The 23,771-nt window shown below is 63.7% G+C and carries 26 protein-coding genes; 13 read left to right on the top strand and 13 right to left on the bottom strand.

Features of this window, described 5'->3' with window-relative positions; all coding sequences use genetic code 11:
• Positions 1-7: 7 nt before the first annotated feature.
• Both Hrd1104_RS08975 and Hrd1104_RS08970 read left to right on the top strand, forming a co-directional pair.
• On the top strand, positions 8-973 hold the full coding sequence (locus Hrd1104_RS08975; protein WP_154552444.1) for a DMT family transporter: 966 nt from the start codon (positions 8-10) through the stop codon (positions 971-973).
• Between the two features lie 175 nt (positions 974-1,148).
• Positions 1,149-1,781: a hypothetical protein gene (locus Hrd1104_RS08970; protein WP_154552443.1), complete on the top strand. Its 633-nt coding sequence runs from the start codon at positions 1,149-1,151 to the stop codon at positions 1,779-1,781.
• 22 nt (positions 1,782-1,803) lie between these two features.
• On the opposite strand, the gene tmk is transcribed toward Hrd1104_RS08970, so the two are convergent.
• Positions 1,804-2,403: a dTMP kinase gene (gene tmk, locus Hrd1104_RS08965; RefSeq protein WP_154552442.1), complete on the bottom strand. Its 600-nt coding sequence runs from the start codon at positions 2,401-2,403 to the stop codon at positions 1,804-1,806.
• A 137-nt stretch (positions 2,404-2,540) separates the two neighbouring features.
• Here tmk and Hrd1104_RS08960 point away from each other — a divergent pair, with 137 nt between their 5' ends.
• The 7 genes from Hrd1104_RS08960 to Hrd1104_RS08930 all read left to right on the top strand — a co-directional run bounded on the left by Hrd1104_RS08960 (position 2,541) and on the right by Hrd1104_RS08930 (position 9,246).
• Complete coding sequence (locus Hrd1104_RS08960) at positions 2,541-3,416, top strand: complex I NDUFA9 subunit family protein (RefSeq protein ID WP_154552441.1); 876 nt, start codon at positions 2,541-2,543, stop codon at positions 3,414-3,416.
• A gap of 95 nt (positions 3,417-3,511) precedes the next feature.
• The gene (locus Hrd1104_RS08955) at positions 3,512-4,819 is read left to right on the top strand and encodes a glycosyltransferase family 87 protein (protein ID WP_195837568.1); all 1,308 of its coding nucleotides are present in this window, start codon (positions 3,512-3,514) and stop codon (positions 4,817-4,819) included.
• 228 nt (positions 4,820-5,047) lie between these two features.
• Positions 5,048-6,229: a tubulin/FtsZ family protein gene (locus tag Hrd1104_RS08950; RefSeq protein WP_154552439.1), complete on the top strand. Its 1,182-nt coding sequence runs from the start codon at positions 5,048-5,050 to the stop codon at positions 6,227-6,229.
• Positions 6,207-6,977 (top strand): hypothetical protein, encoded by a 771-nt coding sequence (locus Hrd1104_RS08945; protein ID WP_195837567.1) that lies wholly within the window; start codon positions 6,207-6,209, stop codon positions 6,975-6,977. Before Hrd1104_RS08950 ends, Hrd1104_RS08945 begins: the two co-directional genes overlap by 23 nt.
• Before the next feature lie 15 nt (positions 6,978-6,992).
• Positions 6,993-7,601 carry a 2-phospho-L-lactate guanylyltransferase gene (gene cofC, locus Hrd1104_RS08940; protein WP_154552438.1) on the top strand — a complete coding sequence of 203 codons (609 nt, stop codon included), beginning with the start codon at positions 6,993-6,995 and terminating at the stop codon, positions 7,599-7,601.
• 58 nt (positions 7,602-7,659) lie between these two features.
• Positions 7,660-8,775: a 7,8-didemethyl-8-hydroxy-5-deazariboflavin synthase subunit CofG gene (gene cofG / locus Hrd1104_RS08935; protein ID WP_154552437.1), complete on the top strand. Its 1,116-nt coding sequence runs from the start codon at positions 7,660-7,662 to the stop codon at positions 8,773-8,775.
• 30 nt (positions 8,776-8,805) lie between these two features.
• On the top strand, positions 8,806-9,246 hold the full coding sequence (locus tag Hrd1104_RS08930) for a hypothetical protein (RefSeq protein ID WP_154552436.1): 441 nt from the start codon (positions 8,806-8,808) through the stop codon (positions 9,244-9,246).
• 35 nt (positions 9,247-9,281) lie between these two features.
• Here the strand turns inward: Hrd1104_RS08930 and cofH are convergent, their stop codons facing one another.
• Positions 9,282-10,628 carry a 7,8-didemethyl-8-hydroxy-5-deazariboflavin synthase subunit CofH gene (gene cofH / locus Hrd1104_RS08925; RefSeq protein WP_154552435.1) on the bottom strand — a complete coding sequence of 449 codons (1,347 nt, stop codon included), beginning with the start codon at positions 10,626-10,628 and terminating at the stop codon, positions 9,282-9,284.
• 124 nt (positions 10,629-10,752) lie between these two features.
• Here cofH and Hrd1104_RS08920 point away from each other — a divergent pair, with 124 nt between their 5' ends.
• Positions 10,753-12,375, top strand: a complete 1,623-nt coding sequence (locus tag Hrd1104_RS08920; protein WP_154552434.1) for an MATE family efflux transporter — start codon at positions 10,753-10,755, stop codon at positions 12,373-12,375.
• A gap of 19 nt (positions 12,376-12,394) precedes the next feature.
• Here the strand turns inward: Hrd1104_RS08920 and Hrd1104_RS08915 are convergent, their stop codons facing one another.
• The 4 genes from Hrd1104_RS08915 to Hrd1104_RS08900 all read right to left on the bottom strand — a co-directional run bounded on the left by Hrd1104_RS08915 (position 12,395) and on the right by Hrd1104_RS08900 (position 16,577).
• Entirely contained in the window at positions 12,395-13,417 is a 1,023-nt protein-coding gene (locus Hrd1104_RS08915; protein WP_154552433.1) for a sodium:calcium antiporter, read from the bottom strand.
• A 49-nt stretch (positions 13,418-13,466) separates the two neighbouring features.
• Complete coding sequence (locus Hrd1104_RS08910) at positions 13,467-15,377, bottom strand: cation:proton antiporter (RefSeq protein ID WP_154552432.1); 1,911 nt, start codon at positions 15,375-15,377, stop codon at positions 13,467-13,469.
• A gap of 67 nt (positions 15,378-15,444) precedes the next feature.
• Positions 15,445-16,353, bottom strand: a complete 909-nt coding sequence (locus tag Hrd1104_RS08905; RefSeq protein ID WP_154552431.1) for an MBL fold metallo-hydrolase — start codon at positions 16,351-16,353, stop codon at positions 15,445-15,447.
• A 74-nt stretch (positions 16,354-16,427) separates the two neighbouring features.
• Positions 16,428-16,577 carry a 50S ribosomal protein L40e gene (locus Hrd1104_RS08900; RefSeq protein WP_154552430.1) on the bottom strand — a complete coding sequence of 50 codons (150 nt, stop codon included), beginning with the start codon at positions 16,575-16,577 and terminating at the stop codon, positions 16,428-16,430.
• A 95-nt stretch (positions 16,578-16,672) separates the two neighbouring features.
• On the opposite strand from Hrd1104_RS08900, the gene Hrd1104_RS08895 reads away from it, so the two are divergent.
• Positions 16,673-17,716 (top strand): hypothetical protein, encoded by a 1,044-nt coding sequence (locus Hrd1104_RS08895; protein WP_154552429.1) that lies wholly within the window; start codon positions 16,673-16,675, stop codon positions 17,714-17,716.
• A 230-nt stretch (positions 17,717-17,946) separates the two neighbouring features.
• Here Hrd1104_RS08895 and Hrd1104_RS08890 read toward each other — a convergent pair whose 3' ends face one another.
• The gene (locus tag Hrd1104_RS08890; RefSeq protein ID WP_154552428.1) at positions 17,947-18,444 is read right to left on the bottom strand and encodes a DUF367 family protein; all 498 of its coding nucleotides are present in this window, start codon (positions 18,442-18,444) and stop codon (positions 17,947-17,949) included.
• Between the two features lie 78 nt (positions 18,445-18,522).
• Here Hrd1104_RS08890 and Hrd1104_RS08885 point away from each other — a divergent pair, with 78 nt between their 5' ends.
• Together Hrd1104_RS08885 and Hrd1104_RS08880 are read left to right on the top strand one after the other, a co-directional pair.
• Positions 18,523-20,022: a redoxin domain-containing protein gene (locus tag Hrd1104_RS08885; RefSeq protein WP_154552427.1), complete on the top strand. Its 1,500-nt coding sequence runs from the start codon at positions 18,523-18,525 to the stop codon at positions 20,020-20,022.
• 75 nt (positions 20,023-20,097) lie between these two features.
• Positions 20,098-20,433 carry a nuclear transport factor 2 family protein gene (locus Hrd1104_RS08880; protein ID WP_154552426.1) on the top strand — a complete coding sequence of 112 codons (336 nt, stop codon included), beginning with the start codon at positions 20,098-20,100 and terminating at the stop codon, positions 20,431-20,433.
• Positions 20,434-20,476: 43 nt separating this feature from the next.
• Here Hrd1104_RS08880 and ftsY read toward each other — a convergent pair whose 3' ends face one another.
• The 6 genes from ftsY to Hrd1104_RS08850 all read right to left on the bottom strand — a co-directional run bounded on the left by ftsY (position 20,477) and on the right by Hrd1104_RS08850 (position 23,594).
• Positions 20,477-21,613 carry a signal recognition particle-docking protein FtsY gene (gene ftsY, locus Hrd1104_RS08875; RefSeq protein ID WP_154552425.1) on the bottom strand — a complete coding sequence of 379 codons (1,137 nt, stop codon included), beginning with the start codon at positions 21,611-21,613 and terminating at the stop codon, positions 20,477-20,479.
• A 6-nt stretch (positions 21,614-21,619) separates the two neighbouring features.
• Positions 21,620-22,099 carry a prefoldin subunit alpha gene (pfdA, locus tag Hrd1104_RS08870; protein ID WP_154552424.1) on the bottom strand — a complete coding sequence of 160 codons (480 nt, stop codon included), beginning with the start codon at positions 22,097-22,099 and terminating at the stop codon, positions 21,620-21,622.
• On the bottom strand, positions 22,096-22,269 hold the full coding sequence (gene rpl18a / locus Hrd1104_RS08865; protein WP_154552423.1) for a 50S ribosomal protein L18Ae: 174 nt from the start codon (positions 22,267-22,269) through the stop codon (positions 22,096-22,098). Before rpl18a ends, pfdA begins: the two co-directional genes overlap by 4 nt.
• A 229-nt stretch (positions 22,270-22,498) precedes the next feature.
• Positions 22,499-23,164: a translation initiation factor IF-6 gene (locus tag Hrd1104_RS08860; protein ID WP_154552422.1), complete on the bottom strand. Its 666-nt coding sequence runs from the start codon at positions 23,162-23,164 to the stop codon at positions 22,499-22,501.
• 2 nt (positions 23,165-23,166) lie between these two features.
• On the bottom strand, positions 23,167-23,445 hold the full coding sequence (locus Hrd1104_RS08855) for a 50S ribosomal protein L31e (RefSeq protein ID WP_154552421.1): 279 nt from the start codon (positions 23,443-23,445) through the stop codon (positions 23,167-23,169).
• A complete protein-coding gene (locus Hrd1104_RS08850; RefSeq protein WP_154552420.1) occupies positions 23,442-23,594 on the bottom strand; it encodes a 50S ribosomal protein L39e in 153 nt (50 codons plus the stop codon). Before Hrd1104_RS08850 ends, Hrd1104_RS08855 begins: the two co-directional genes overlap by 4 nt.
• Positions 23,595-23,771: the final 177 nt, after the last annotated feature.

Here is a 23,771-nt window from a genome sequence, read left to right as displayed (position 1 = left end):
CTGCGTAATGCGATCGAAGTCTCTCGTACTCTCGCTGGTGGTCGGCGTCCTCTGGGGGAGTTCGTTCCTCGCGATCGACGTCGGCCTGTCGTATTTCCCGCCGCTGCTGTTTGCCGGGCTGCGATACGCGCTGGTTGGCGTCGTCGTGGTCGGCTTTGCGGCACTGTTGGTACAGCGGTGGCATCCACAGTCGTTGGCCGACGTCGGGAGTATTCTGGTCGCCGGGGCGTTCATGATCGCCGGCCACCACGCGTTTCTCTACCTCGGGATGGATCACCTCTCGGGGTCGAGTGCGGTCGCAGCCATCGTCGTCAGCCTCTCGCCGGCGTTGACGGCTGTGTTTGCCAGCGCGTTGCTCCCGGACAGTGATCTCACCGCGCTGCAGGTTGTGGGACTGCTCGTCGGGCTCGCGGGCGTCGTCGTCATCTCCGATATCGGCGTGGGCACAGTCGCGAGTGCGGACCTTCTGGGCGTGGGGCTGGTCATGCTCGCGACGGTCAGTTTCGCCTTTGGCTCGGTCGCGACGCGCCCCCTCCGAACGGATCTTTCGGCAGTCGCTTTGCAGGGCTGGGCAATGCTTCTGGGAGCGGGCCTGCTCGGGGTGACCAGTTACGCGACCGGAGAATCGGCCACGACGATCGTCTGGACGCCGCTTTCGGTCGCCTCGCTCGCGTTCCTCGTCGTCGGGCCGGGCATCATCGCGTTCTCGCTGTATTTCAGCCTGCTCGATCGGATCGGCCCGACCGAGAGCAATCTCATCGTCTACTTAGAGCCAGTCGTCGCGACCGCGCTGAGCTGGCTGGTCTTTGGCGAGGTGATCGACTCCCAGACAGTCGTCGGGTTCCTGGCGATCTTCGTCGGATTCTTGCTGGTGAAACACCGGTCGCTGTTACCCTCGTGGCACCGTGTTCGCGACGGCCTCGGATTGACCCACCCCGAAACGGGGTCGTCTTCCTTCGAGAACTCGGACTGAGCCACTTTTGCCTGCGTGGCCAAGGCACGGGACTGTAGCGTTTCACTCGCCTACCTCGCCGGGCGTGACACAGCACAGGCGACTGGCCCACTACACTGAGATCCGCAGACGATCGCCCGGCAATCTGAGTCGGTGATCCCGCGGCTCCTAAGTACGTACCGTAGAAACAAACGCTATGGGACTGTTCGACGGTATCAAGTCTGCCCTCGGGCTGAAAGCCGAGGCGGACGCGACCAGCGCGGCCGATCCCGAGGATCTCTTCGGGATGAGTACCGCCTCCGTGACGATGGCGGCCGACCTGGGCTATGAGTCAGCGGGCGAGGCGGCGCTGTGTTTCTCCGAGGTCGACAGCACGGATTTCCGGGACGCTATCGCGGAGGTCCGACAGATCTTGGCTGCCGGCGAGGTCGAGACCGGCACGAGCGCCGAGTTCGTCGAAGACGCCCACGGCTACACCTGGGTCGTTCTCGAAGACACGGACGTCGAAGATCTCCTTACGAGTGTCCACTTTGCGGCGGACACGCTCGTCGAGAACGGCTACGGGTCGCGGCTGCTGGCGGCCGTCTTTGCCTTTGCCGATCCCGAGGAGGCGACCGCCTGGGACGAGAGTGGCCGGTACGTCTACTGGATCTATTCGTTCCGGCGTGGGGCGTATTACCCGTTCGCGCCCGAACCGGGCGAGCGCGAACGCGACGCGACCGCGGAGTTCAAACTCCAGAGCGTGCTCGATGGCGAACTCGACCTCGAAGACGACGAAGCCTACTGGTATCCACTCTGGCCAGAGGACGAGGGCCATCCCTGGGAGTGACTGCGATACTCTCAAACGCCGGCTACTGCGTTTCGAGTAGTGATTCGACGGTTTCCTTGACGCTTTCACACACTGCCTCGGGCGAGCGCGTCGCGTCGATCCGGACGAAGCGCTCGGGCTCGTCGGCGATCAACCGCTCGTAATTCTCTCGGACGGCCCGCAACTGCTCAGTGCGTTCGAATTTGTTGGTGGCTCCGCTACGTTTGGCCCCTGTCTGGGCGTCCACATCGAGATAGATCGTCGCGTCCGGCGGCCGCGTCCAGGGCTGGTGGATCTCCCGGACGAATGCCAGCGGCTCGTCCAGCCGGTCGGCAAGCGTCGCACCCTGATAGGCGTACCGTGAGTCCGAGTAGCGATCGGAAATGACGACTTCGCCACGATCGAGCGCTGGCCGGACCGTCTTCGCGAGGTGGGCCGCGTGGTCGGCGGTGTACAGAAACAGTTCCGCCATCGGATCGGCGTCGTCGTCGCGGATCGAGCGCTGGACGGCCTCGCCGTACCACGTTTCGGTCGGCTCCCGGGTGAACGTCAGCGTCGCGTCGACGTCGGCGCGACGCTCCTGAAGGAACTCCTGGGCGGAGGTTTTCCCGCTCCCATCGATTCCTTCGAGCGTAATGAGCATACGGGATCCACGCAGTGGGGCCACGTAAACACCCTGTCTCGTCACCAACTCGCCCTCGCGCCCCCGTCGACTGGTGATTTCTCCCAGCGATTGCCGGGCACCGTACCTTTAGGGTTGTTCGATACCATGACACATACATGCACGTGCTCGTCACCGGCGGCGATGGCTTCATCGGACGGTATCTCTGTACCGAACTGGACGAACGTGGTCACGAGATCACCGTGCTCTCGCGGGCGCCGGACGACGACGTGTTGCCCGCCCGCGCTAACACCGTCTCCGGGGACGTGACCGATCCCGACACCCTCGAGGGGGCCTTCGAGGGCGTGGACGTGGTGGTCAACCTGGTGGCCCTCTCACCGCTGTTCATCCCGAGTGGCGGCAACGAGGCCCACGAGCGGATCCACCTCGGCGGCACCGAGAACGTCGTCGCGGCCGCCGAGGCTGCCGGCGTCGAGCGTCTCGTCCAGATGAGTGCCCTGGGGGCTGATCCCGAGGGATCGACCCACTACATTCGGGCGAAAGGGCGCGCCGAGGCAGTCGTTCGGGACTCCGAGATGGCGACCGTGATCGTCCGTCCGTCCGTGGTCTTCGGCGAGGGCGGTGAGTTCGTCTCGTTTACGAAGAAACTCACGCCGCCGCTTCTCGCGCCGCTGCCGGGCGGCGGGAAGACCCGCTTCCAGCCGATCTGGGTCAACGACCTCGCGCCGATCCTCGCCGATTGTGTGGCCGAGGAAGCGCGGGCGGGCGAGACGTACGAACTGGGTGGCCCCGAACAGTTGACGCTGAAGCAGATCGCCAAACTGGTCCGGGGCAGCGTCGCCGTCGTCCCGGTCCCGATGGTCCTGGCCGGGGTCGGGCTCTCGATCGGCGGGGCGATTCCCGGGTTCCCGATGGGCAAAGACCAGTATCGGTCACTGCGCTTTGACAACACGACTGCCGACAACGCCGTCACTGACTTCGGTGTCGATCCCGACGACATGCTGACGCTTGGAGCGTACCTGAGCCGACAATAGCTCGATAGCGGCTCTTTCTCGGCGAATCTGAACCGCAACGATAGACCCGAGCCCAATCCGTCAGAGCTATCTGTCAGATGCACGCACCCGAGATTATGCCGTCGATTCCTCGTCAGCTGTGGTCCTATCGGCGCGAGCGGCCGGTTTTCGTCCTGGTTTCGGTCGCGACGATTGTCACGCTGCTGTGCTGGCTTCTCGTCGAACACCACTTGCGACAGGGCGGGATCGGCCTGACCTACACTTTCAACGACTTCAGTGCCTACACGGGCGCACTGAACGGCTGGCTCGAGAACGGGCAGATGTACGTCGAACAACCCGACGGGGGCTACTTCGGGGAGTATCTGTATCCGCCGGTGTCGGTGCTGGTGTTTTACCCCTTCGAGACGACCGGCTTCGACGTCGGGGCGATGCTGTTTGGGTTCACGTCGATCGTCCTGCTGTGGCTCGGTCTCGACGCAGTTGCTCGGACCCTGGGGTACCAGTTGCGTCTCTGGGAGCGACTGGGACTGTTGGTAGCGATCTTCAGCTTCCAGCCTGCGATTCGGAACTTCCGGTGGGCCCAGACGGCGACCTTTCTGGCCGCCTTCCTCTGCTTTGCTTTTTACTTTCAGGAACGAGCCGAGAGCATGGCGTCGCCGTACAGCGATAGCGAAGTCAGCGAGCGCACTCGGTCGCTGTTTCGCTATGCCAGCGGCGCGGCGACGACGATCGGGAGTAGCTTCAAACTGTTCTATGCGACCTCCGGAGCGCACCTGCTCCGTGATCGCAAGCGCTTGGCCGGCGCGATCGGGGCAGGGATCGTCTTACTCGTTGCTTCTCTCGGCATCTTCGGCCTCGAGACGAATCTGACGTACATCGATGTCCTCACCTGGGGGAAAGGCTGGGGCGAGAGCAGAGCGCTGTATCTCTGGGACACTGCTGCGGCCTATCGCCCGATGCACGTTTTCGGCGGGTTCGGGCTGTACCTGAAGATCCTGGGCATTCTCGGCGTGATCGGATTGACGCTTGCGACACGGGCCGAGGAGTCGGTCGCCGCGCGCCGGCTGACGTTCGCGCTCGGGATCGCCGTCATCCCGCTGTTTGCACCCAAGGCAGACAGCCACGATCTCATCGTCATGGTACTGCCGGCCGTGATCCTCCTCGCCCACGAACTCGACCGCCCCGATGGACATGCCTGGGTCCCGGTGCTCTCGGTGTTGCTCTTGCACCTGCATCGCTACGCCCTCGAACTCCTCACCAAGCCCGAAGGGAACTTTCCGGGCGCGGCGACGCTCTACGATGTCGGCGCGTTCCTCCAACCGGGCATGTGGGGGACTTTCCTCCTCGTGGGACTGGTCGGATATCGGGTCGCCGAACACGCAACTGTTCCCGATCTGCGAGCCGCCCTCGGCAGCGACGGATAGCGCGTGCCCGTCTGACGGACTGGTGAACTTAGGCGGGCTGGTCGGGATCTCTCGCCTTTGGCCGACTGCTACCATCCTGATAGTTACGTCTGTTGGTAGGATTCGTCGGTTGTGCAGTTCTCCCAGCAGGCACGCACACGTTTGCTGTATCGCGGGAGAGACGCGCACGCACGCTGGCAAAAAGCTTATACCCGTAATCCGACTGTCTTCACGACAAGAGAATCACTTATGAAACTCGCCATGATCGGCTTCGGGCAGGCCGGCGGGAAAATCGTCGACAAATTCCTGGAGTACGACGAACGAACCGGCAGCGGGATCGTCCGCTCGGCGGTCGCGGTCAACACCGCGAAAGCCGACTTGCTCGGACTCGACCGCGTTCCGGAAGAGAATCGCGTCCTGATCGGCCAGGCCCGCGTCAAGGGCCATGGCGTCGGGGCAGACAACGAACTCGGCGCGGAGATCGCCGAGGAGGATATCGACGAGGTTCAGGGGGCCATCGATAACATTCCGGTCCACGAGGTCGACGCGTTCCTCATCATTGCCGGTCTGGGCGGTGGGACCGGCTCGGGGGGCTCGCCCGTTCTGGCGAAACACCTCAAGCGTATCTACACCGAACCGGTCTACGGACTGGGGATTCTGCCCGGGAGCGACGAGGGTGGTATCTACACGCTGAACGCCGCTCGCTCGTTCCAGACGTTCGTCAGAGAAGTCGACAACATGCTGGTGTTCGACAACGACGCCTGGCGCAAGACCGGCGAATCCATGGAAGCCGGCTATGCCGAGATCAACGACGAGATCGTCAAGCGCTTTGGCATCCTCTTTGGCGCCGGCGAGGTCGAACAGTCCGGCGAGGTTGCAGAAAGCGTCGTCGACTCCAGTGAGATCATCAATACGCTTGGCGGTGGTGGCGTCTCGACGGTCGGGTACGCTGCCGAGGAAGTCGATCTCGACGATTCGGGGAGTGGCTTACTCTCGCGGTTCCGTGGCGACGAGTCCAGAGACAGCATGGACACGGCAAATACGACCAACCGGATCACCTCGTTGGTTCGGAAAGCCGCACTCGGTCGGCTGACCTTACCGTGTGAGATCGACGGTGCCGAGCGTGCGCTGCTTGTTCTTTCCGGTCCGCCCCGGGAACTCAACCGCAAAGGCATCGAACGCGGTCGCAAGTGGCTCGAAGAACAGACCGGAAGCATGGAAGTTCGCGGTGGCGATTACCCCGTCACCGACTCCAGTTACGTCGCGTCGGTCATCCTCCTGTCGGGCGTCCACAACGTCCCTCGCGTCAAGGAACTCCAGCAAGTCGCCATCGAAGCCCAGGACAACATCGACGATATTCGAGACGAAAGCGAAGAGAACTTAGAGGCGTTGGTCGAAGACGAGGAAGATGAGTTGGATCCGCTCTTCTAAGGGCGTTGCCCTGTTGGCGGTGCTGGTGCTCACGTTCGCTGCGGTCGGCGCAGTGACTGCCGCGTCCGTCCAGACGGACACACCAGATGAGGCACAGGTCGGCGAGGAAATTACGGTCTCGGCCACGATCACGAACGTCTATGAGACGTCCGATCAGTGGCGGCTCAACGGGACAACTGCACTCACAAACGTGACCGGCTGGACGGTGACGAAAGTCACACCCAGCGGCGAGGAGAACACCACCCAATTCGACGGGGCCACCGACTTCGAGGTGGCAATCAGCGGCGAGGAGAACCTCAAGCACGTCAACGTGACGATCACTGGTGACGTCCCGCCCGTCGAGGCGTATTCGTACGATCCGCCTCAGTCGTTCACTGCTGCCCAGTTCGATCGCGTCCAGGGCAACAACGTCAACGAGATTCGGACGATCTCTGTCCATCACTACACGCCGGACAGTCAATCGGCCCGCCAGTTGATCGACGAGGCCGACCAGGCCGTCAACGATTCCAGCAGCGACGACGCCCGGAGCGACCTGGACAGCGCAATCTCTGCTTACGAAAACGAAAACTTCCCGAACGCGGAGAACCTCTCACAGAGTGCGATCGACGCCGCCGAATCGGCTGAACAGTCCGCCCAGACGACCCAGTTGATCCTCTACGGTGCCGGTGGTTTGGTCGTTCTGGTACTGGTCGGTGGCGGCATCTACTACTGGCGCTCCCAGCAGGAGAGCTACGACAAACTCCGCTAACCTGGCGGATTCCGCATGCGCGTTTTCGTTCCGTTCGACGCGAGCGATCCCAAGACCAGACTCACGTCTATCCTTTCGCCGGCCGAGCGATCGTCGTTCGCTCGAAGTATGTGCCGTGACGTCGTGCGTGCTGTCCGGGCGGCTGGCGGCCAGCCGGAGCTGATCGCGACCGATTCGATCGACAGCGACGCGCCCGTCACGGTCGACGACCGCCCGCTCTCGGCCGCTGTCAATGCCCGACTTCGCGAAATAGACGAACCAGCCGCCGTGATCGTCGCTGACTTGGCACTCGTAACACCTGCGGCGATCGAACGGCTGTTCGCTGCGGACAGTGGTGTCGTCCTCGCGCCCGGTCGCGGCGGGGGGACCAACGCCATCGTCGCTCGGCATCCTGACTTCCGCGTCGACTACCACGACGCCTCGATCCGTGATCATCGGGCGATCGCCGCCGACGTGGGCGCGGACGTGACGGAGGTCGACTCCTACAGGCTGGCGACCGACGTGGACGAGCCGGCCGACCTCGCGGAGGTCCTGTTACACGGCCAGGGCGAGGCGGTCGCGTGGCTTCGTGAGGCAGGCTTCGAACTCGCCGTCGAGAGCGGTCGCGTCGGCGTCGAGCGGTGAATATACCCCGCTGGCAGAATGCTTTTGTCCGGGCTGTGCCGAGCCACTGTATAGAATCGTGATCCCCAGCGCCGAGGCCGACGATGTCGACGTCGAAATCGACCCCGACGAGCGGGAGCGACTGCTTTCGGTCGGTCCGGCGGACGTCTCGGCCGCGCCGGCGCTGAGCTTCGCCCGGAACGTCTTCGTCCCGCTGACGACCGCGTGCCGGTACACCTGCACCTACTGCACGTACTACGATCCGCCAGGGGAGGCGTCGCTGCTCTCTCCCGAGGAAGTGCGAGAGATCTGCCGGGAGGGTGCCGGTGCCGGGTGTACGGAAGCCCTGTTTACCTTCGGTGACGACCCGGACGATCGCTACGAGGCGATTTACGAGCAACTCCAGTCGTACGGCCACGACTCCATTCACTCCTATCTCCGGGAGGCCTGCGAGATTGCGCTCGAAGAGGGTCTCCTGCCTCACGCCAATCCCGGCGATCAGACCCGCGAGCAAATGAGCCAGGTCGCCGACGTCAACGCAAGCATGGGCGTGATGCTGGAGACGACCGCCGATGTCCGCGCCCACGCTGGGTCGCGCCGGAAAGAACCGGGTCAGCGACTCACGACGATCCGGACGGCCGGCGAACTCGGGATCCCTTTCACGACGGGGATCCTCGTCGGCATCGGCGAGGACTGGACGGATCGGGCCGAGAGCTTGCTCGCGATCGCACAACTCCACGAGCGATACGGTCACATTCAGGAGGTGATCGTCCAGCCCGTCTCGCCGAACGAGCGCTGGGACGGTGGCCGACCCGACCTGGCGACCATGCGTCGGACGGTCGCGATGGCCCGGGCGGCATTGCCCGAAGAAATCAGCGTCCAGGTCCCGCCCAATCTCGCCCGGACGCGGGAGTTACTCGACTGTGGGGTCGATGACCTGGGTGGCGTCTCGCCGGTTACCGACGATCACGTCAACCCCGAATATGCGTGGCCGGCACTGGCGGAATTGCGTGCCATTGCCGATTCGGCTGGCGTCCCCCTGCGTGAGCGACTGCCGGTCTACGAACGCTACGTCGACGAGGCGTGGCTTGGAGAACCCGTATTGGAAGCGATCCGCGCAGAGGACGACGTTGGCGAGCGGTTCCGGGCGGTTCTAAGCGAGCACGACGGCCGAAACGGATCGACTGGGACGTGATTTGATACGTTCGGCGGCCCTAGCGCACGTATGCGCGAGTCACTCCGGAAGCAATTGATCTGGCAGGGGGCTGCGCTTGTGAGCTATTTTGCCGGCATGATCCTGTTTCTCGTCGTCGTGATGCGCATCGTTGGTGCGCCCGGGCAGTCACTGGCGACGCTGAGGACTGGTGATCTGCTCGCTCTCGTGGTGAGTGTGTTCCTCCTCGGCCTCGGTGGCTTGCTCACCAGGAAACGCGGCGGGCCTGTCGGGGGTGGCATGGGGCCGATCAAGATGGATCCCACCCGAGGACCCGAACAGTCGAACCTCGAAGAACTGGGCTATCAGATTCCGCCCGAACACCCGGCCGACAGCGAGCCGGCTCGTGACGAAACCATCGGCCACGACGAAGTTCGCTGTCCCGAGTGTGGCGTGGGGAACGACCGATCGTTCGCCTACTGCAAGCAGTGTTCGAGCGAGCTTCCCGGGTAAGCGTCGCGCTTGACGCCTGTCTTGTCCCCCCTCGCTCACTCGATCAGCGGCGTCCCGTCGGCCTGTGGGCCGAGTCGCGGTCCCGGAGGCTCGCCCCGGATCGGTTCGCGCTGCCGGTAGTCCGTCGATCGTTCGACCGGAATCCGGCCGACCGACCGGACCAGCTCCGCGTAATCCCCAAACGATCGAAACTGGCCAAACTCCCCGCCCGCCCGAGTGGTGATCTCCTCGGAGAGGATCGTCCCCATGAAGTCGTCGGCGCCACAAGAGAGCAGCTTCAGGCCGAACTCGTCGCCGTACTTGACCCAGGACGACTGGATGTGTTCGATATTGTCCAGGAACAGCCGCGAGACGGCGATCATGAGCTCGTCTTCGGCCCGGGTGGCACCGCTCTCGACCATCCCATTCTCGGCAAGCGGTGTGTTTGGATGGACAAACGAGAGCGGCACGAACTCCGTGATCGCGCCGGTCCGATCCTGGAGATCACGGACGCGCTCGAGGTGAATCGCCCGGTGGGCTTCGTTCTCGACGTGGCCGTACATGATCGTCGCAGTGGTGTCTAGGCCCACGTCGGCGGCGGCCTCCATCGCTGCGAGCCACTCGCTACTGTCGATTTTCGCCGGACAGATCACGTCCCGAACCTCGTCGACGAGGATCTCGGCGGCTGTCCCGGGCACGCTGTCGAGGCCAGCTTCCTGCAGGCGACGGTAGACCTGCTGGTAGTCCCAGTCGGTCCCCCGCTTTGCGTGTGCGGCCTCCTCGGGCGTCATCGAGTGGACGTGGACGCCGCCGACGGACATGGCCTCGATCTGCTCGACGTACGTGCCCGGATCGGTACTGTAGGTACCTGGCGATCGGTAGTTTACCCCCTCCTCGTCGCTCCCTTCGAGGATCGTGCGGTGTTCGTCGTCTAGCCCGAAGGCAGGGTGCAGTCCAGAGACGGACGTTACCTCGTAGATCCCGCGTTCGAGGGCTTTGGCGACGATCTCCCGGGACTCGGCGGGTGTCTTCGTAAATCCCGGATGATCGTCCGGCCGGTCGGCCCGGAACTGCTCGGCGCTGTCCTTGAAGTTACAGAACAGACAACCCGTATCACAGGCGGTCGTGACGTTGTTGTTGAGGTTCGCGACGACGGTCACCTCCTCGCCGACTATCTCGGCTCTGCGGCGATCGGCCGCTTCTAGGACGGCTTCTTTGCGTTCGGGGTCGATACCGTTGTGTTCAGAGCCAGTCGTGAGTAATTCGATCGCGTCCGCGACGGTCAACCGGTCGCGGTCCCGTGCCTTCCGGAGGGCGTTCTCGAAGTGCTGATCGCTCGTGGAGTGACGATCGAAGTCGAACTCCCCGCGTGGAACGTTCGTGCCGACCTGCTCAGCAGCCATCGGTTAACGACGGGTCGTCAGACACTTTAACATCGGGGGTCGCGTCGTCAAACGCCGGTGTCGAAGACACCAGTATCGAGGCACTAACACAACGTTAATCCCGCAAACTCTCCTCGATTAGGGCGTGACTGACCCTCCAGCCGACGGTGACCCATCGGCGCCCGAGACAGCCGATGGCGACCCACCGCCGGACGCTTCGCAATCGGACGGTCCGCCACCCGAGACACCGGCGGCAGAGTCGCCTGCCGACGACGCCGACGATCCGGACGACCACGGGAGCTCTTCGGATTCGATCACCGAGGGGGGACTCGTCCGCCCGTTGGTCTCTCTCGCCTGGCCGATCGTCGTTATCCAGCTCCTACAGGTAACGTACAACATCGCCGATACACTCTGGCTTGGGCGACTCTCATCGGATGCCGTCGGTGCGATTAGCCTCGCCTTTCCGCTGATTTTCCTACTGATCGCCGTCGCGGGCGGGTTCACGACCGCCGGCGCTATCCTCGTCGCCCAGCACACCGGCGCGAAAGGCGACCGGTCGGCCGGCCTCGTGACCGGCCAGACCGTCAGCTTCGTCAGCTTGCTATCGGTCGTCATCGGGGTTGTCGGCTTCTTCTACACCCGCCCGGCACTCGAAATCCTCCCCAGCGACGCCCAGACGGCTGCCTCGGTCATCCCGCTTGCGGCCGACTACATGGAAGTCATCTTCATGGGCATCCCGCTGATGTTCGGCTTTTTCGTCTTCTCGGCGCTCATGCGTGGCTACGGTGATACGCGCACCCCGATGTTCGTCATGGCCGTCTCGGTCGGCCTCAACGTCTTTTTGGATCCGTTTTTCATCTTCGGATTCGCGAACAACCCGCTGTTCACGTGGCTCGGTCTCGGCGGCTTGGAAGCCACCTTACAGGCTGCAACCGGCTTTACGGGCCTCGGTATCGAGGGGGCAGCACTGGCGACGATCCTCTCGCGTGGCGTTGGGACCGCAATTGGCCTCTGGCTGCTGTTTGGCACGGGGATCGGCCCCGCGGTCACGTTCGAGCATCTCCGGCCCGACTTTGGCGTCATCGAGGACATTGTTCGCCTGGGGACCCCGAGTATGGTCGAACAATCGACCAGCGCCCTGGCGATGATCACGCTGACGGCGATGATCGTCACGTTTTCGCCGCCGATCGTCGCCGCCTACGGGCTTGGCAACCGACTTATCTCGTTGGTTTTCCTGCCGGCGATGGGACTGGGCCGAGCCATCGATACGATGGTCGGCCAGAACCTCGGGGCCGACCGGGCCGATCGGGCCTCGCGGGCGACCTGGCTGGCCGCCGGGACTGGCGCGGCGGTGATGACAGTCGTCGCCGTGATCGCTGTGCTGTTCACTGAACCCATCATCGCCGTGTTCATGGGTGACGTTCCGGACGCGGCCGCGACGATCGCAAACGGCGTCGAGTACGTCCAGATTCGGTCGGTCGAGTTCGCGTTTATCGGCGTCAGTCAAGTCATCCTCGGCGCGTTCCGTGGCGCGGGTAACACTCGGACGGCAATGGTCATCTCCATTTTGACACTGTGGATCGGTCGTGTCGGAAGCGTCTACGCGCTCGTGTTCGTCTTCGAGTGGGGTGCGACCGGCGTCTGGGTCGGCATGGCCCTCGGCAATATCCTCGGCGCGGTCATCGGCGTCGCGTGGTTCCTCCGGGGCACCTGGAAGGATCGCTACATCGACGAACCGGCTGTCGAAGCCGACGAATCTGCCGTTTGAGAAGCGACGACGGACTATTTTAGGTGTTTGGCAGTAGATCGATGCCGACGTCGAGAGTTTCGAGGATCACCCAGCCGACGAACAGCACGTAGATCCCCAGCAGTCCGATCGCTTCCCGATCCGACAGCGAGAGGTCCGTCCGGAGGACCGTAAAGAGCGCGATCGTCGCCACGGTGAGCACGCCGAACATCGGAACGGCCATCGCGAAGTCGATCGTCTCCTCGCCGACGAGGAGCACCCCGACGGGAATCGCCACCAGCAGATCGAAGGTGTTCGAGCCGAGGACGTTCGCCAGCGACGCGACCGGCCGATTGGCGCGGGCCGCCCGAACGCTGACCAGCGAGTCCGGCAGGCTGGTCGCGCCAGCGACGATCGTCACGCCAAGCAGGAACTCCGGCACGCCGAAGGTGACGCCCAACGAAGAGACAGCCTCGACGAGGAAGTGTACCGCCCCGACGATAGCGAGCAAGCCAGCCCCGAGCCAGCCCCACTGTCGTTTCGGATCGACGTTCACGGGACCGTCTTCACCCGGTACGTGATCGGCCGTGTCCTGATACTGGATGAAGACGTACAGTCCGTACAGCGCCAAGGGAAGCAATGCGAGGGGCCGGGTGATCGTCCCTTCCAAGCCGTCGCCGGCGGGGTAGTAGATGACGCCCAACGCAAACGTGATCAACAGCGCCGAGACGGCGAGCATGTAGAACTGGGCCTCCTTGTAGACGAGCGTCCGGTTGGACTCGATCGGGTCGTCGGTCAACAACCCCGCGAGCCCGGGGATGACGAGAACGTTGAAGATCGCCGAGCCGACGATCCCGCCGACCCCGATGGCCAGCGAGCCGCTCAGCCCGGCGATCACGACGGTTGCGAGTTCGGGCATGCTCGACCCGACGGCGACGACGATAGCCCCCTGGACAACCTGTGGGAGGCCGTAGTAGGCGGCCAAGCGGTCGCTGGCTTGTTCGAGCCAGCCGCTCCCGAGCCAGATCACTCCGGAAGCGAGAGCGATGATCGCGATATCGGCGAGCACTCCACCAGTACTCATCGGGAAGCACACTCCAGGTGTGGGCTCATAAGTGTTGGCCGAAATCGACTCACTGCTCTCGACAAAAGTCCATCCCCTCGCGGACGGCGTCGTCTTTCCCGAGGAGCGTCACCTTGTCACCGGACTCGATCGTATAGTCGGCGTCCGGAACGATGGTCTCGCCGTCGCGACTAACGAGCGCGACCAGACAGGACTCGGGGAGTTCCGGCCCAACCTCTCGGAGGGGGCGACCGAGTATCTCCTCGTTCGTGACCGTCACCTCCTGTACGTCGCCGAACCGATTCGTATCTGTCATCCAGTTGGCGATCGCCGGGCGTTCGATCTGGTTGTCGATCGCCCAGGCCGTCGCCATCGACGACGAGATCGTCTGGACGCCCAGATCTTCGAAGGGCCGAACGTTTTCGGGATCGTTCACCCGAGCAATCACGTCTTCGACGTCGAAGTGGGCGTCTGCAAGCTGGGAAACCAGCAGGTTGACATCGTCGTCGCTGGTGGCGGCGATGATCGTCTTCGCGTTCTCCGCGCCGGCGTCCCGCAGGACGTCCATATCCGTCCCGTCACCCGAAACGACGGTGTAACCGGCGTTGCGGACGGTCTCGATCTGTGACTCGTCACCTTCGACGATGACGACGTTTTCTCCCCGATCCTCCAGTCGTTCCGCGAGGGCCCGGCCGACGCGGCCGCCCCCGACGATGATCACTCGCATCGGTATCACGTCCAGGTATTGTGCGACGAAACGCGCCAGGCCGCCTTCGACTGCAGCCGTGACGAGAATAACTAGAAAGACGGTCCCGATGAGGATGTCCGCTTCGGTCGCCATCCCGACGCTGGGTGACTGCAACTGCAAGGCAAACAGCGTCGCAACCGAGGCAGGAATGATCCCCCGTGGACCGACGAAGCTCATGAACGCCCGTTCCTCCAGGGTGAACCGGCCGCCGACCGTCGAGAAAAAGACCAGTGCCGGTCGGATGACGCCGGCGACCGCGACGACGACGAGCAATCCGGGGACTCCAACTTCCACGAGCGTGTCAACCTCGAGAATCCCAGCGAGGACGATGAACACGAACGAGAGAACGAGTAGCGTCACGTCGCCTTTGAATGCCGTAATCTCTTCCTCGTAGGGATGGTCGGTGTTGCCCAGCAGAATGCCCGCCGTCGCGGCGGCGGCGACGCCCGCCTCGCTGGCGAGATAGTTCGCACCTGCGAACGCGAAGATCGCCCCAGCGAGCACGAGCAAGCGCGCGTTCCGGGGGGCGTCTCCCGGCGAGAGATCGACGTACCGTAGCAGGTAGAACACGACTGCGGCCACGATGATCCCGACCAGCAGTCCCTCGCCGAGCCGGGTCGCAAACGCCGTGATGAACTCTTCGGTGCTTGCCCCGCCCAGCAGGATCACCTCGAAGACGACGACTGCCGTGATCGCGGCCGTCACGTCGTTGACGATCCCTTCGGTCTCGAGGACCGCAGCGACCCGATCCCGGACGGGCACGACCTCGAGGATCGGGCTGATCACCGTCGGCCCGGTTGCGACCAGTAGCGCGCCGATCAGAAAGGCCAACGGCCAGGCGATCGGGAAGGCGAGTTTCGCGGCGATGGCTGTCCCGACGAGGGCGATTGCTGCCCCGGCGGTGACCAGTCGTAACGTCGCTGCCGGGGCTTCCCGGAGCCGCTCGATCCGGAGGTGGTAGGCCCCTTCGAAGACGATGATCGCGACCGCGAGCTCGACGATCGCCGCCAGCGGATCAGGGCCAAAGGTCGACAGCGAGAACGGCCGCCCCGGCAACGCCAAGCCGAACAGCTGATCGGGTATCAGTTCCCAGACTGGCCCGATGAGCAACCCGGCCACGATGTAGAAGATAATACTTGGGAGGCGAAGCCTGGCCGCCAACAACTGGGCACCGACGCCGAGTGCGAAGATGGCCGCGACCAGCAACACCACGATGTCGACTCCGGCACTCATTTCGACTCCTCCATTCCCCTCTGTATCCGCCGGCCGCAACCATAAAACGGACGGATGCGACGCCCGATCACGCCGTCTCGTCGAGATACTGGAGGACGCCCCGGACGTTCATCGCCGTCTCGCCACGCCCCTTCTCGGCGCCCCAGATCTCCGTCGCCTCGGTCTCGCTCGCGAAGTGTTCGATCACACTCTCGTCGTCCCCGAGTTTCTCCCGGGCCGTTGTGACGCTTTGCACCCACTCGCCCAACCGGCGCGCGTACCCATCGAGCTGGTGGGTCCGTCGAGCCGGCCCAAAGTGGGAGTACAGGAGTGTCTCCGGCGCTAACTCCTGTAGCATCTCGACGTCCTGTAGGGCCTGCTCGAGGTCGAAATCGGGCGGCGGCGAGGTTGGTTCTGCCCGATCGCGCTCGGGGACGTACAGTCCCGCCGCGTCGCCGGTGAAGACCGCGTCGTTGCTGGGGTCCTCGAAGACGACCTGATGGGGGGCGTGGCCCGGCGCGTGGTGTGCGATCAGGGCGTGATCACCGAGGTCGATCTCGTCGCCGTCTCCGATCCCGTGGACGCGTTCCTCGGGTACGGGGTCGGGTTCGACGTAATGCGTGATCTGGTCACCGACCGCCTGCTTGGTGCCTTCCCAGAGCCGACTGGGATCGACCAGGTGTGGCGCGCCGAGTTCGTGGGCAACAATCGTCGCCGACGGACACGCTTCGGCGAGAAACCCGGCTCCCCCCGCGTGATCCAGGTGGACGTGGGTGACCGCGAGTACTTCGATTTCCTCCGGAGCGAGACCAACGGCATCGATCGCGTCGAGAATCCGGCCGTGGTGGGTCCCGATCCCCGTCTCGACGATCGCCGGGCGCTCGGCGTCGACGATGTACACCGAGCCGTAGTTTGGCACCTCGTACATACCGGTGTCGACGTAGTAGAGATCACTGCAACTGCCAGTAGTCACGTCGGTCACGTCGCCGATAGCCATGTCCGAACGGCGGCGAGCGTGAGAGAAAAGCCTTCCCAAACCCAGTGTGCTCGGAGTTCTCGCCGATCGCGTCTTCAGGCGCTACGGGGTTCTTTGGCCTTGGGCCGGAGATTCGCGTAGCCACACTTGCGACACTTCTCGGCGCGCTTTGGGTTGCGGGCGTTACAGCGCATGCAGATCTGTTTCTCGAGGGTGCGTCCCTCTGCTTTTTCGAATCGTGCCATCGTGCACCGGGCTAACCGGCGGGCGCGTTTAAGCGTTTCCGAGTCGGTGCGTCCCGGCCGGTCCATTGATTGCGCTCCCGCCCACACACCGTCGCATGGACTACGAGCGCGTCGCGGACCTCCCGGTGACTATCGACGGCTACGAGCTGTCTCAACACGAGCGGCACACGTCGAGTGGATTCGAGCGGGTGACGACGACGGTCACACTCCGCGGTGAGGGGCTCGTCGGTCGTGGCGAAGACGTCACCTACGACGCCGAGGACCACCACGCGTTGGCGGCGAGTGCCCTGCCGGCACTCGCTGGCGAGTACACGATCGACTCCTTTTCCGAGACACTGAGTGAGATGAACCTCTTTCCCAGTGGCCCCCAGCGTCCCCCGTCCCGCCGATACCGACGCTGGGCCTTCGAAAGTGCTGCCTTGGATCTCGCTTTGCGCCAGGCCGATCGCTCGCTCGCGGACGTCTTCGAGCGCGACCCCGATCCGGTCCAGTTCGTCGTGAGTACGCGACTGGGTGAACCACCGACGATCGATCGCGTCGATCGCCTTCGTGAGGTCTCTCCCGATGTCGCACTCAAACTCGATCCGACAGCCGACTGGACGGCGGCGCTGATCGACGATCTTGCCGAAACTGAGGCCGTCGAGATTCTCGACTTGAAAGGCCAGTACGCCCACGCGGACGTCCACCAGCCGGCCAACCCACGGCTGTACGAACAGCTCCTCGCGGCGTTTCCCGAGGCGATCATCGAAGACCCCGCGTTCAGTGAGGGCACTGCATCGCGGCTTCGGGCACACGCTGATCGCCTCTCCTGGGACGTCCCGATCACGGACGCCAGCTCACTCTCGACGCTGCCCGTCGACCCGGCTTGGATCAACGTCAAACCGTCACGGATCGGAACGATCGAAGCTCTCTGTGGTGTCATCTCCTACTGTACGGACCACGATATCTCGATGTACGGCGGCGGGCAGTTCGAACTTGGCGTCGGCCGGACACAGATTCAAACGCTGGCTGCGCTGTTTTACCCTACTGGCCCCAACGACGTCGCGCCGGCGGTCTACAACGACCCCGACGTTCCCGAATCACCGCCACAGAGCCCGCTCGACGTCGACGTACCAGAGAGCGGATTCACACCGACCTGATCGGGACGCAGGCGAACCGACGGACGGTCTCCGGGGGCGCGGGTGGCCTTTACAGTGCTTTGCCTAGGCCGAGCCCGCGGCAGTCTTTTGGCGGGGCGACACGAACCCTGTCGATAGTGCTGGGCTTGTTACCGGTCGGGAACACGATTTCGACGGACCCACTCGGACGGGACTGACAGCGGCGATCGAGTTGGGTTCACTCGTGGTGTCTGAGATTGCACCACTCCCCGTCAGTTTTCATCGGCCAGATACTCCTCTTGGACGGCCACGACCGCGGTCGAGTCAGCACAGTCGGCGTAGCGGGACAGCGGCTCCTCGTTGAGTTCCAGGAACGTATGTCCCCAGCGGAACTTCGAGAGCAGTTTTTTGGCCTGTTCGCGCTCGCCGACAATCGCGAGGCCCCCCGCAAGTGCCTCGACTGTCGTCAACTGGAACGGCGTGCCGTAGTTGACTGGGTTTGCGGCCACCAGAAAGGGTAACGATCGTTGAACTCCGTCCAGATCGAAGGCTTCGCGCTCTGCGGTCTCCCAGGAGCAATCGAGGGCGATGAGTCGCTCGCGGTCGGCATCGGCCGGCGATAGCGCCTGCTCGGCGAAAGGGTTGAGCACGATCCCCGGTGGCGTCGCCCGCACGGAGTCGTGTAACGTCGCCAGGTCGAACTTGGCGAGTTTCCGGGCTGTGCACTTCTCGGGATCGTCGTCGCCTTCGTACCGGACGTGCAGTTCCACGCGGTGGGCTTTTTCACGCTGCGATAAAAGTCGACCGGAGAGGCACGCTTTTGAGGGCTGACGAACAACCACTCTCGCATGCTTCGGGAGGGGGCTGATGCCCTGACCTTCGAGTTGCCGGCGGTCGAGGACGACGACGTCCGGCAACTCTCGCTTGGGGAGTACGTCGGCGAGCAGATCGTGGTGTTGGCGTTCTATCCCGGCGACTTCAACCCGGCTTGTCAGGACGATAGCGATCTGGCAGCACTGGATCTCTTTGCAATGCAGCCCGATGTCGCCGTCGTCGCTGTCGGCCCCGATACGGTCTACAGTCACCGAGCGTTCGCTGCCGAATACGATCTGGCTATCCCACTGTGTGCCGATACGCGTCGCGAGGTCGCTGCGGCCTACGAAGTCGTCTTCGAGGACGAGTACGGCCAGCGACGCCCCGAACGGGCCGTCTTCGTCGTCGATCTGGACGGCGTGATCAGATACGCGTGGTCGACGCGGGATCCCTTCGAACGGCCGGACGACCAGGCCATCCAGCGTACCGTCGCAGACATCGGTGGCGATGGGGCGGCCGTCTCGCGGTATCGCGTCGGGCACGCCCACTACGTCGAGGGACGCCGGGCGTTCACGAATGCGATGAGCGCCTTCGAGGATCACGACTGGATGGTCGCCCGGAGTGACTTCGAGCGCACTCGCGAGGAGTTTACGACCGCCGCCGAGCAGTTCGCCACGTCGGGGCGGTTCGTCGATGCGGCCCAACTGGACGAACACTTCGAGCGTGCTCGAATGAAAGCGACCGCCCTCTGGCAGGCTGCAGATTGGCTCGCGGAGGCTGCCGATGCTTTTTCCAGCGGTGACGGAGAAGAAGGCCAGGCCTATCGGCAGGACGCCGAGTCCCCCCTGGAAACCGCCCGGGACCTTGCGGAACCGCTGGATCCAGACGAGATCACTGTCACTGAAGGCGGCGTCGAGATCCCCGATAGCGCGATTGGACAGGCTGATGAATCGGTGATGGATGCCATTCGCGGCGACGACAGTGTGGCTGGCGGTGTCGATCTCGACGTGGCCGAGACGCCTGCCGATCTCGGTGAGGAAGACGCCCAACAACCCGATGACGGGCCGGATACCGACGCCGCCCGTCGACTCCGGGAGTACGCTGGTGTGGGTGTCGACATCGACGAACCCGACGGCGCCGAGGACGACCAGATCGCCGACGCGCTCGCGGACGCTGACGCGCCGACCGGCGATGAAACGAGTGGGACCGATGACACCGAATCTGCCACCGACGCTCGCGACACGGAGACACTCGAAGACGTCCCAGCGGTCGACGAGCCAGCAGTGGGCGAGTCGGTCGATCGGAACGATCAGCCGGGTTCGTCCGCGGATGAATCGCGTCCAGCAGACCGGGCAAACGAGCGGAGCCACGACTCGACGGGGACCCAGCCAGGTACGGCTGAGGCCGACATCTCGGAGGCAGAGATCGAGGAAATCGCCGAGGAGTTACAGGCCGCCGACGGCGAGACCGAGACTTCTGATTCCGGGACAGACCAACCGGCCGACGGGACGAGCAGCCCAGAAGATGGACCGTGAGCCACTTCCGAGTGTGTTCGGGACAACGCACCCCGAGCCGTGGCTTCCTTCCGTCCTGGCGCCGTGAGTGGGCCTATGACTGAGGACCCTGTCGCGGACGTGCGGGCCTATTATCGGGCACTCGACGAGCACGATTACGACCGCCTCCAAGCCTTGCTCGCGCCCGCGTTCGTCCACCGACGCCCCGATCTGACGCTCGATGGACGCGAGCGATTCGTCCAGTTCATGCGCGAGGAGCGGCCCGACGACCGGACCACCCACCCCATCGAGGCGATCTATCGTGATGGCGAGGACGATCTCGCTGCTTGCGGACGGCTGCTCGACGAAGACGGGGCAGAGATCGCGGCCTTCGTGGATCTCTTCAGGTTCGGCGAGGCAGGGATCGAATCGGTCCGGACCTACACGCAGTAGCCGGTCGATTCCTACACTTGGCTGGAAAATCGGTCCCTACCGGTCACTCGCCCAGCGTCAACTGGTCGACGACTTCCTCGGGGTCGAACGGGTCGAGATGTTCGTAGCCCTGGCCGGTGCCCAGAAAGAGGATCGGCTTGCCCGTCACATGCGCGATCGAAATTGCCGCCCCGCCCTGTGGGTCAGTATCGGCCTTGGTGAGGATCGTCCCGTCGATCTCGGCGGCGTCGTCGAACTCACTCGCGCGGGTAACGGCGTCTTGGCCGGCGACAGCTTCGTCGACGAACAGGGTCATATCCGGGTCGATGACGCGATTGATCTTCGAGAGCTGGTCCATTAGCCCCTCGCTCGTGTGGAGTCGACCCGCCGTATCGCCCAGCACGACATCGACGTCGTTGGCCTCGGCGTACTCGACAGCGTCGTAGATGACCGCAGCCGGATCGCCACCCTGTTCGTGGGAGATGTAGGGGACGTCCAGGTTCTCGGCATGTTCCCCGAGTTGTTCGTTCGCGCCGGCCCGATAGGTGTCACCGTTAGCCAGTACCGACGTGTACCCCTGTTCTTCCAGATAGCGGGCGAGTTTCGCGATCGTCGTCGTCTTGCCGACGCCGTTGACGCCCGTAAAGACGATCACGACCGGCTTCTCGGCGTCGGCGAGCCGCTGGGTAAAATCGAACTGGCCGACGCTGATGACGTCGTACAACGCCTCTCGAAGAGCGTCCTGGGCCAGGTTGCCCGTGCTCTGGAGGCGTTTTCGGGTCTCCCCGACTAGATTCGTCTCGACACCGCTGAGGATCTCTCCGGCAACACTCATCTCGACGTCGCTGCTCAGAAGCGCGATTTCGAGTTCGTCGAGATGATTCTGTAGGTCGTCCTCGTCGATGACGGTCTTCCCGGTGGCAAACAGCTTCGCCCGCTCGGCGATCCCGCGGTCCTCTTGCCCGTCCGCTGGCGTGTCGCCGTCTGCTTGCCCGTTTGCTGGGTCGGGCGCTGCCTCGCCTTCGGTGTCGGGCGCTGCTCCCGTCTCAGCTTGTGACTCGGCTTCGGGTGCGGCCGTAGCCGATTCCGCAGGACCGGTCGCTGACTCAGTGTTCGGTTCTTCCTCGGTGTCTTCTTCTTCGACATCCTCTTCGACGTCGTCACTGAATCGACCGAGTTTTTCGCGAAGTCCGTCGAACATTGGGCCCTACTCGTCGCCTTCTTCCTGCTGTTGCATCGCCTGCATCTGCTGTTGCATCTGCTGCTGTTGCATCTGCTGGGCGCGCTCTTCGAGTTCGTCACTCTCGGCGTCGAGTTCCGCGATCTCTTCGTTGACTTCCTCGATGCGCTCGTCGATAGTGTCTTTCTTGTTCTCGAGGACGTCGACGGCGTCGTCTTGGCCCTGCTCGGCTGCGTAGTCTGCGCCGAAACCGACGATGATCTCGTCGATATCCTGAATCTCGGCGCGGACGTAGGCGTCCCCACCCAGCGGCACCTGAACGGTCGAGCCGCTTTCGAGAGTATCGATCGCTTCGATTGCCTCGTCGATTTCGGTCTGCTCCGTTCGGAGGTCCTCGATTTCGGTCTGTAGGGCTTCTTTCTCGTCTTCGATGGCTTCGATCGCCTGTGCCAGTTCCTGCAGTTGCTGCTGACCGCCGCCGCCGCCGCCGCCACCACCGAGGCTCATGCGTCGACCCCCTCGATCTCGATCTGGGCACGCTTTAGCCCGTGCTGGGAGCCAAACTCGGCGTAAATCCGTTCCTCGGCGACGTTTTCGTTCTCCGCTTCGATCTCCTTTTCGAACGTCTGCCAGCCGTCGCGGGCCTCGAACTGCCCGTTGACTGTAAACTCACTCATGTGCCAAATTGCGGTGGCCGACGGGGAAGTATCTTCCCATCCACCTTTTTCCGAAGTGGGTTTCCTCGCGCGCTCTCCGAGCGCGCTGCGGGAACCCACTCCGCAAAAACGTGGGCGAAAAAGGCGGATTCGCAGCGTCGCTGCGAATCCGTGAAACGCCTCGCTATGCTCGGCGTACGCATACACCCCTCCGATTGCATGAAGGTCACAGCCACGAAAAGATGCCCGATCAGTCGATATAGTCCAGCGCGCTCTCGATCCGGCCCAACTCCGGGCCGGTGGTATCCTGGCCGACGACGTACCCGTTCGCGTTAGCGACCAGGCCGGACCCGACTAGCGGCCCGCCGTAGTTGATCGTCCCGACATCGGCCGGGACGTCGAGGACCTCCTCCAGTCGGTCGAGTTCTCCGTCTGTCGCCTGCGGGTGGGCGAGCACGCCGCGATTCGTCGCAACCGCGGCCGTCCCGATCGTCTGGACGCCCCCGAGGTCGTCGCGTTCGACCGGCACGTCCAAGGCGTCTTTGACGGCCTGGATGGCGTCTCGTGGCAGATCTGGATGCACGACTGCCCCGTTGTCGTTGGCTAACACGACGTTGCCGGCGGCGTTGATCCGACCCGGGAGCTCGACGACCGGGGCGTCGATCGTCTCCGTGAGTCGATCGCGTTCGCGGTCGGTGATCCGACTGGTCACCAGCAGGCCGTTTTCGTTGCCGGTCGCGAGTGCGCCGACCGTGCCTGCCCCGCCGATCGTTGTCTCGACAACTGGGACGGTAAGCTCCTCGCCGAAGGCAGTTGTCAGTTCGTCGTCGGCATCGGGGCGGATCAAGAGATACTCGTCAGTAGCCGAGGCGTAGACGCCGACGTACGTCGAACCGGCGAAGGCCGCGCGGAGCAAAGTTACTCTGCGGGTTCGGCTTCGACGATGTTCTCGCCCGCTTCCTCGAAGCGGGCGGCGCGAATCCGGATCTTGCTCGGGGGGTTTGCCCGCCCCTGGTCCCAGACGGCCTCGTTGACCGAGGGATCGAGCCGGATTGCGTCCTCTGTGACGGAGAAGTGCTGGGCGAGGTGCTCACGGATGAGCGCCATCGCCTTTCCGGCACGGTCGCCCTCCGGAACGGCTTGCACGTCGCGAAGCGGGACTGTGACGACCCGCTCCTCGAAGTCTTCGGCACTCATTCGTCTGTGTCACTACGTCGCCAGTGGCGTCGCTTCGGATTGCGCTGTACGTCCTGGTCGGTCTTCATGATGACCCACGCCGGGACACGGCTGTTCTGGCGTTCGAGCTTCGCCAGACGCTGCTTTTTGCCCTTGGATTTTTTGCCCATGGTGTCCGCGTCTTCGCCGTGGCAGTTTAAATGATTGTTCTTTTGGCCGGAGTCACGGGACCGTTCGTCTCCGTCGTTGACTTCTCCTGTTGTGGCAATGGTCGTCTGCTATCTCCCTGTGAATTCTGCAGGGCTGGTTATCGGGCGTTACCGATCATTGTCTCTCCTTCGAATGGA

It is taken from the genome of Halorhabdus sp. CBA1104 (assembly GCF_009690625.1).
Classification (GTDB): Archaea; Halobacteriota; Halobacteria; order Halobacteriales; family Haloarculaceae; genus Halorhabdus.
This window is presented reverse-complemented; position numbering and strand designations above follow the sequence as displayed.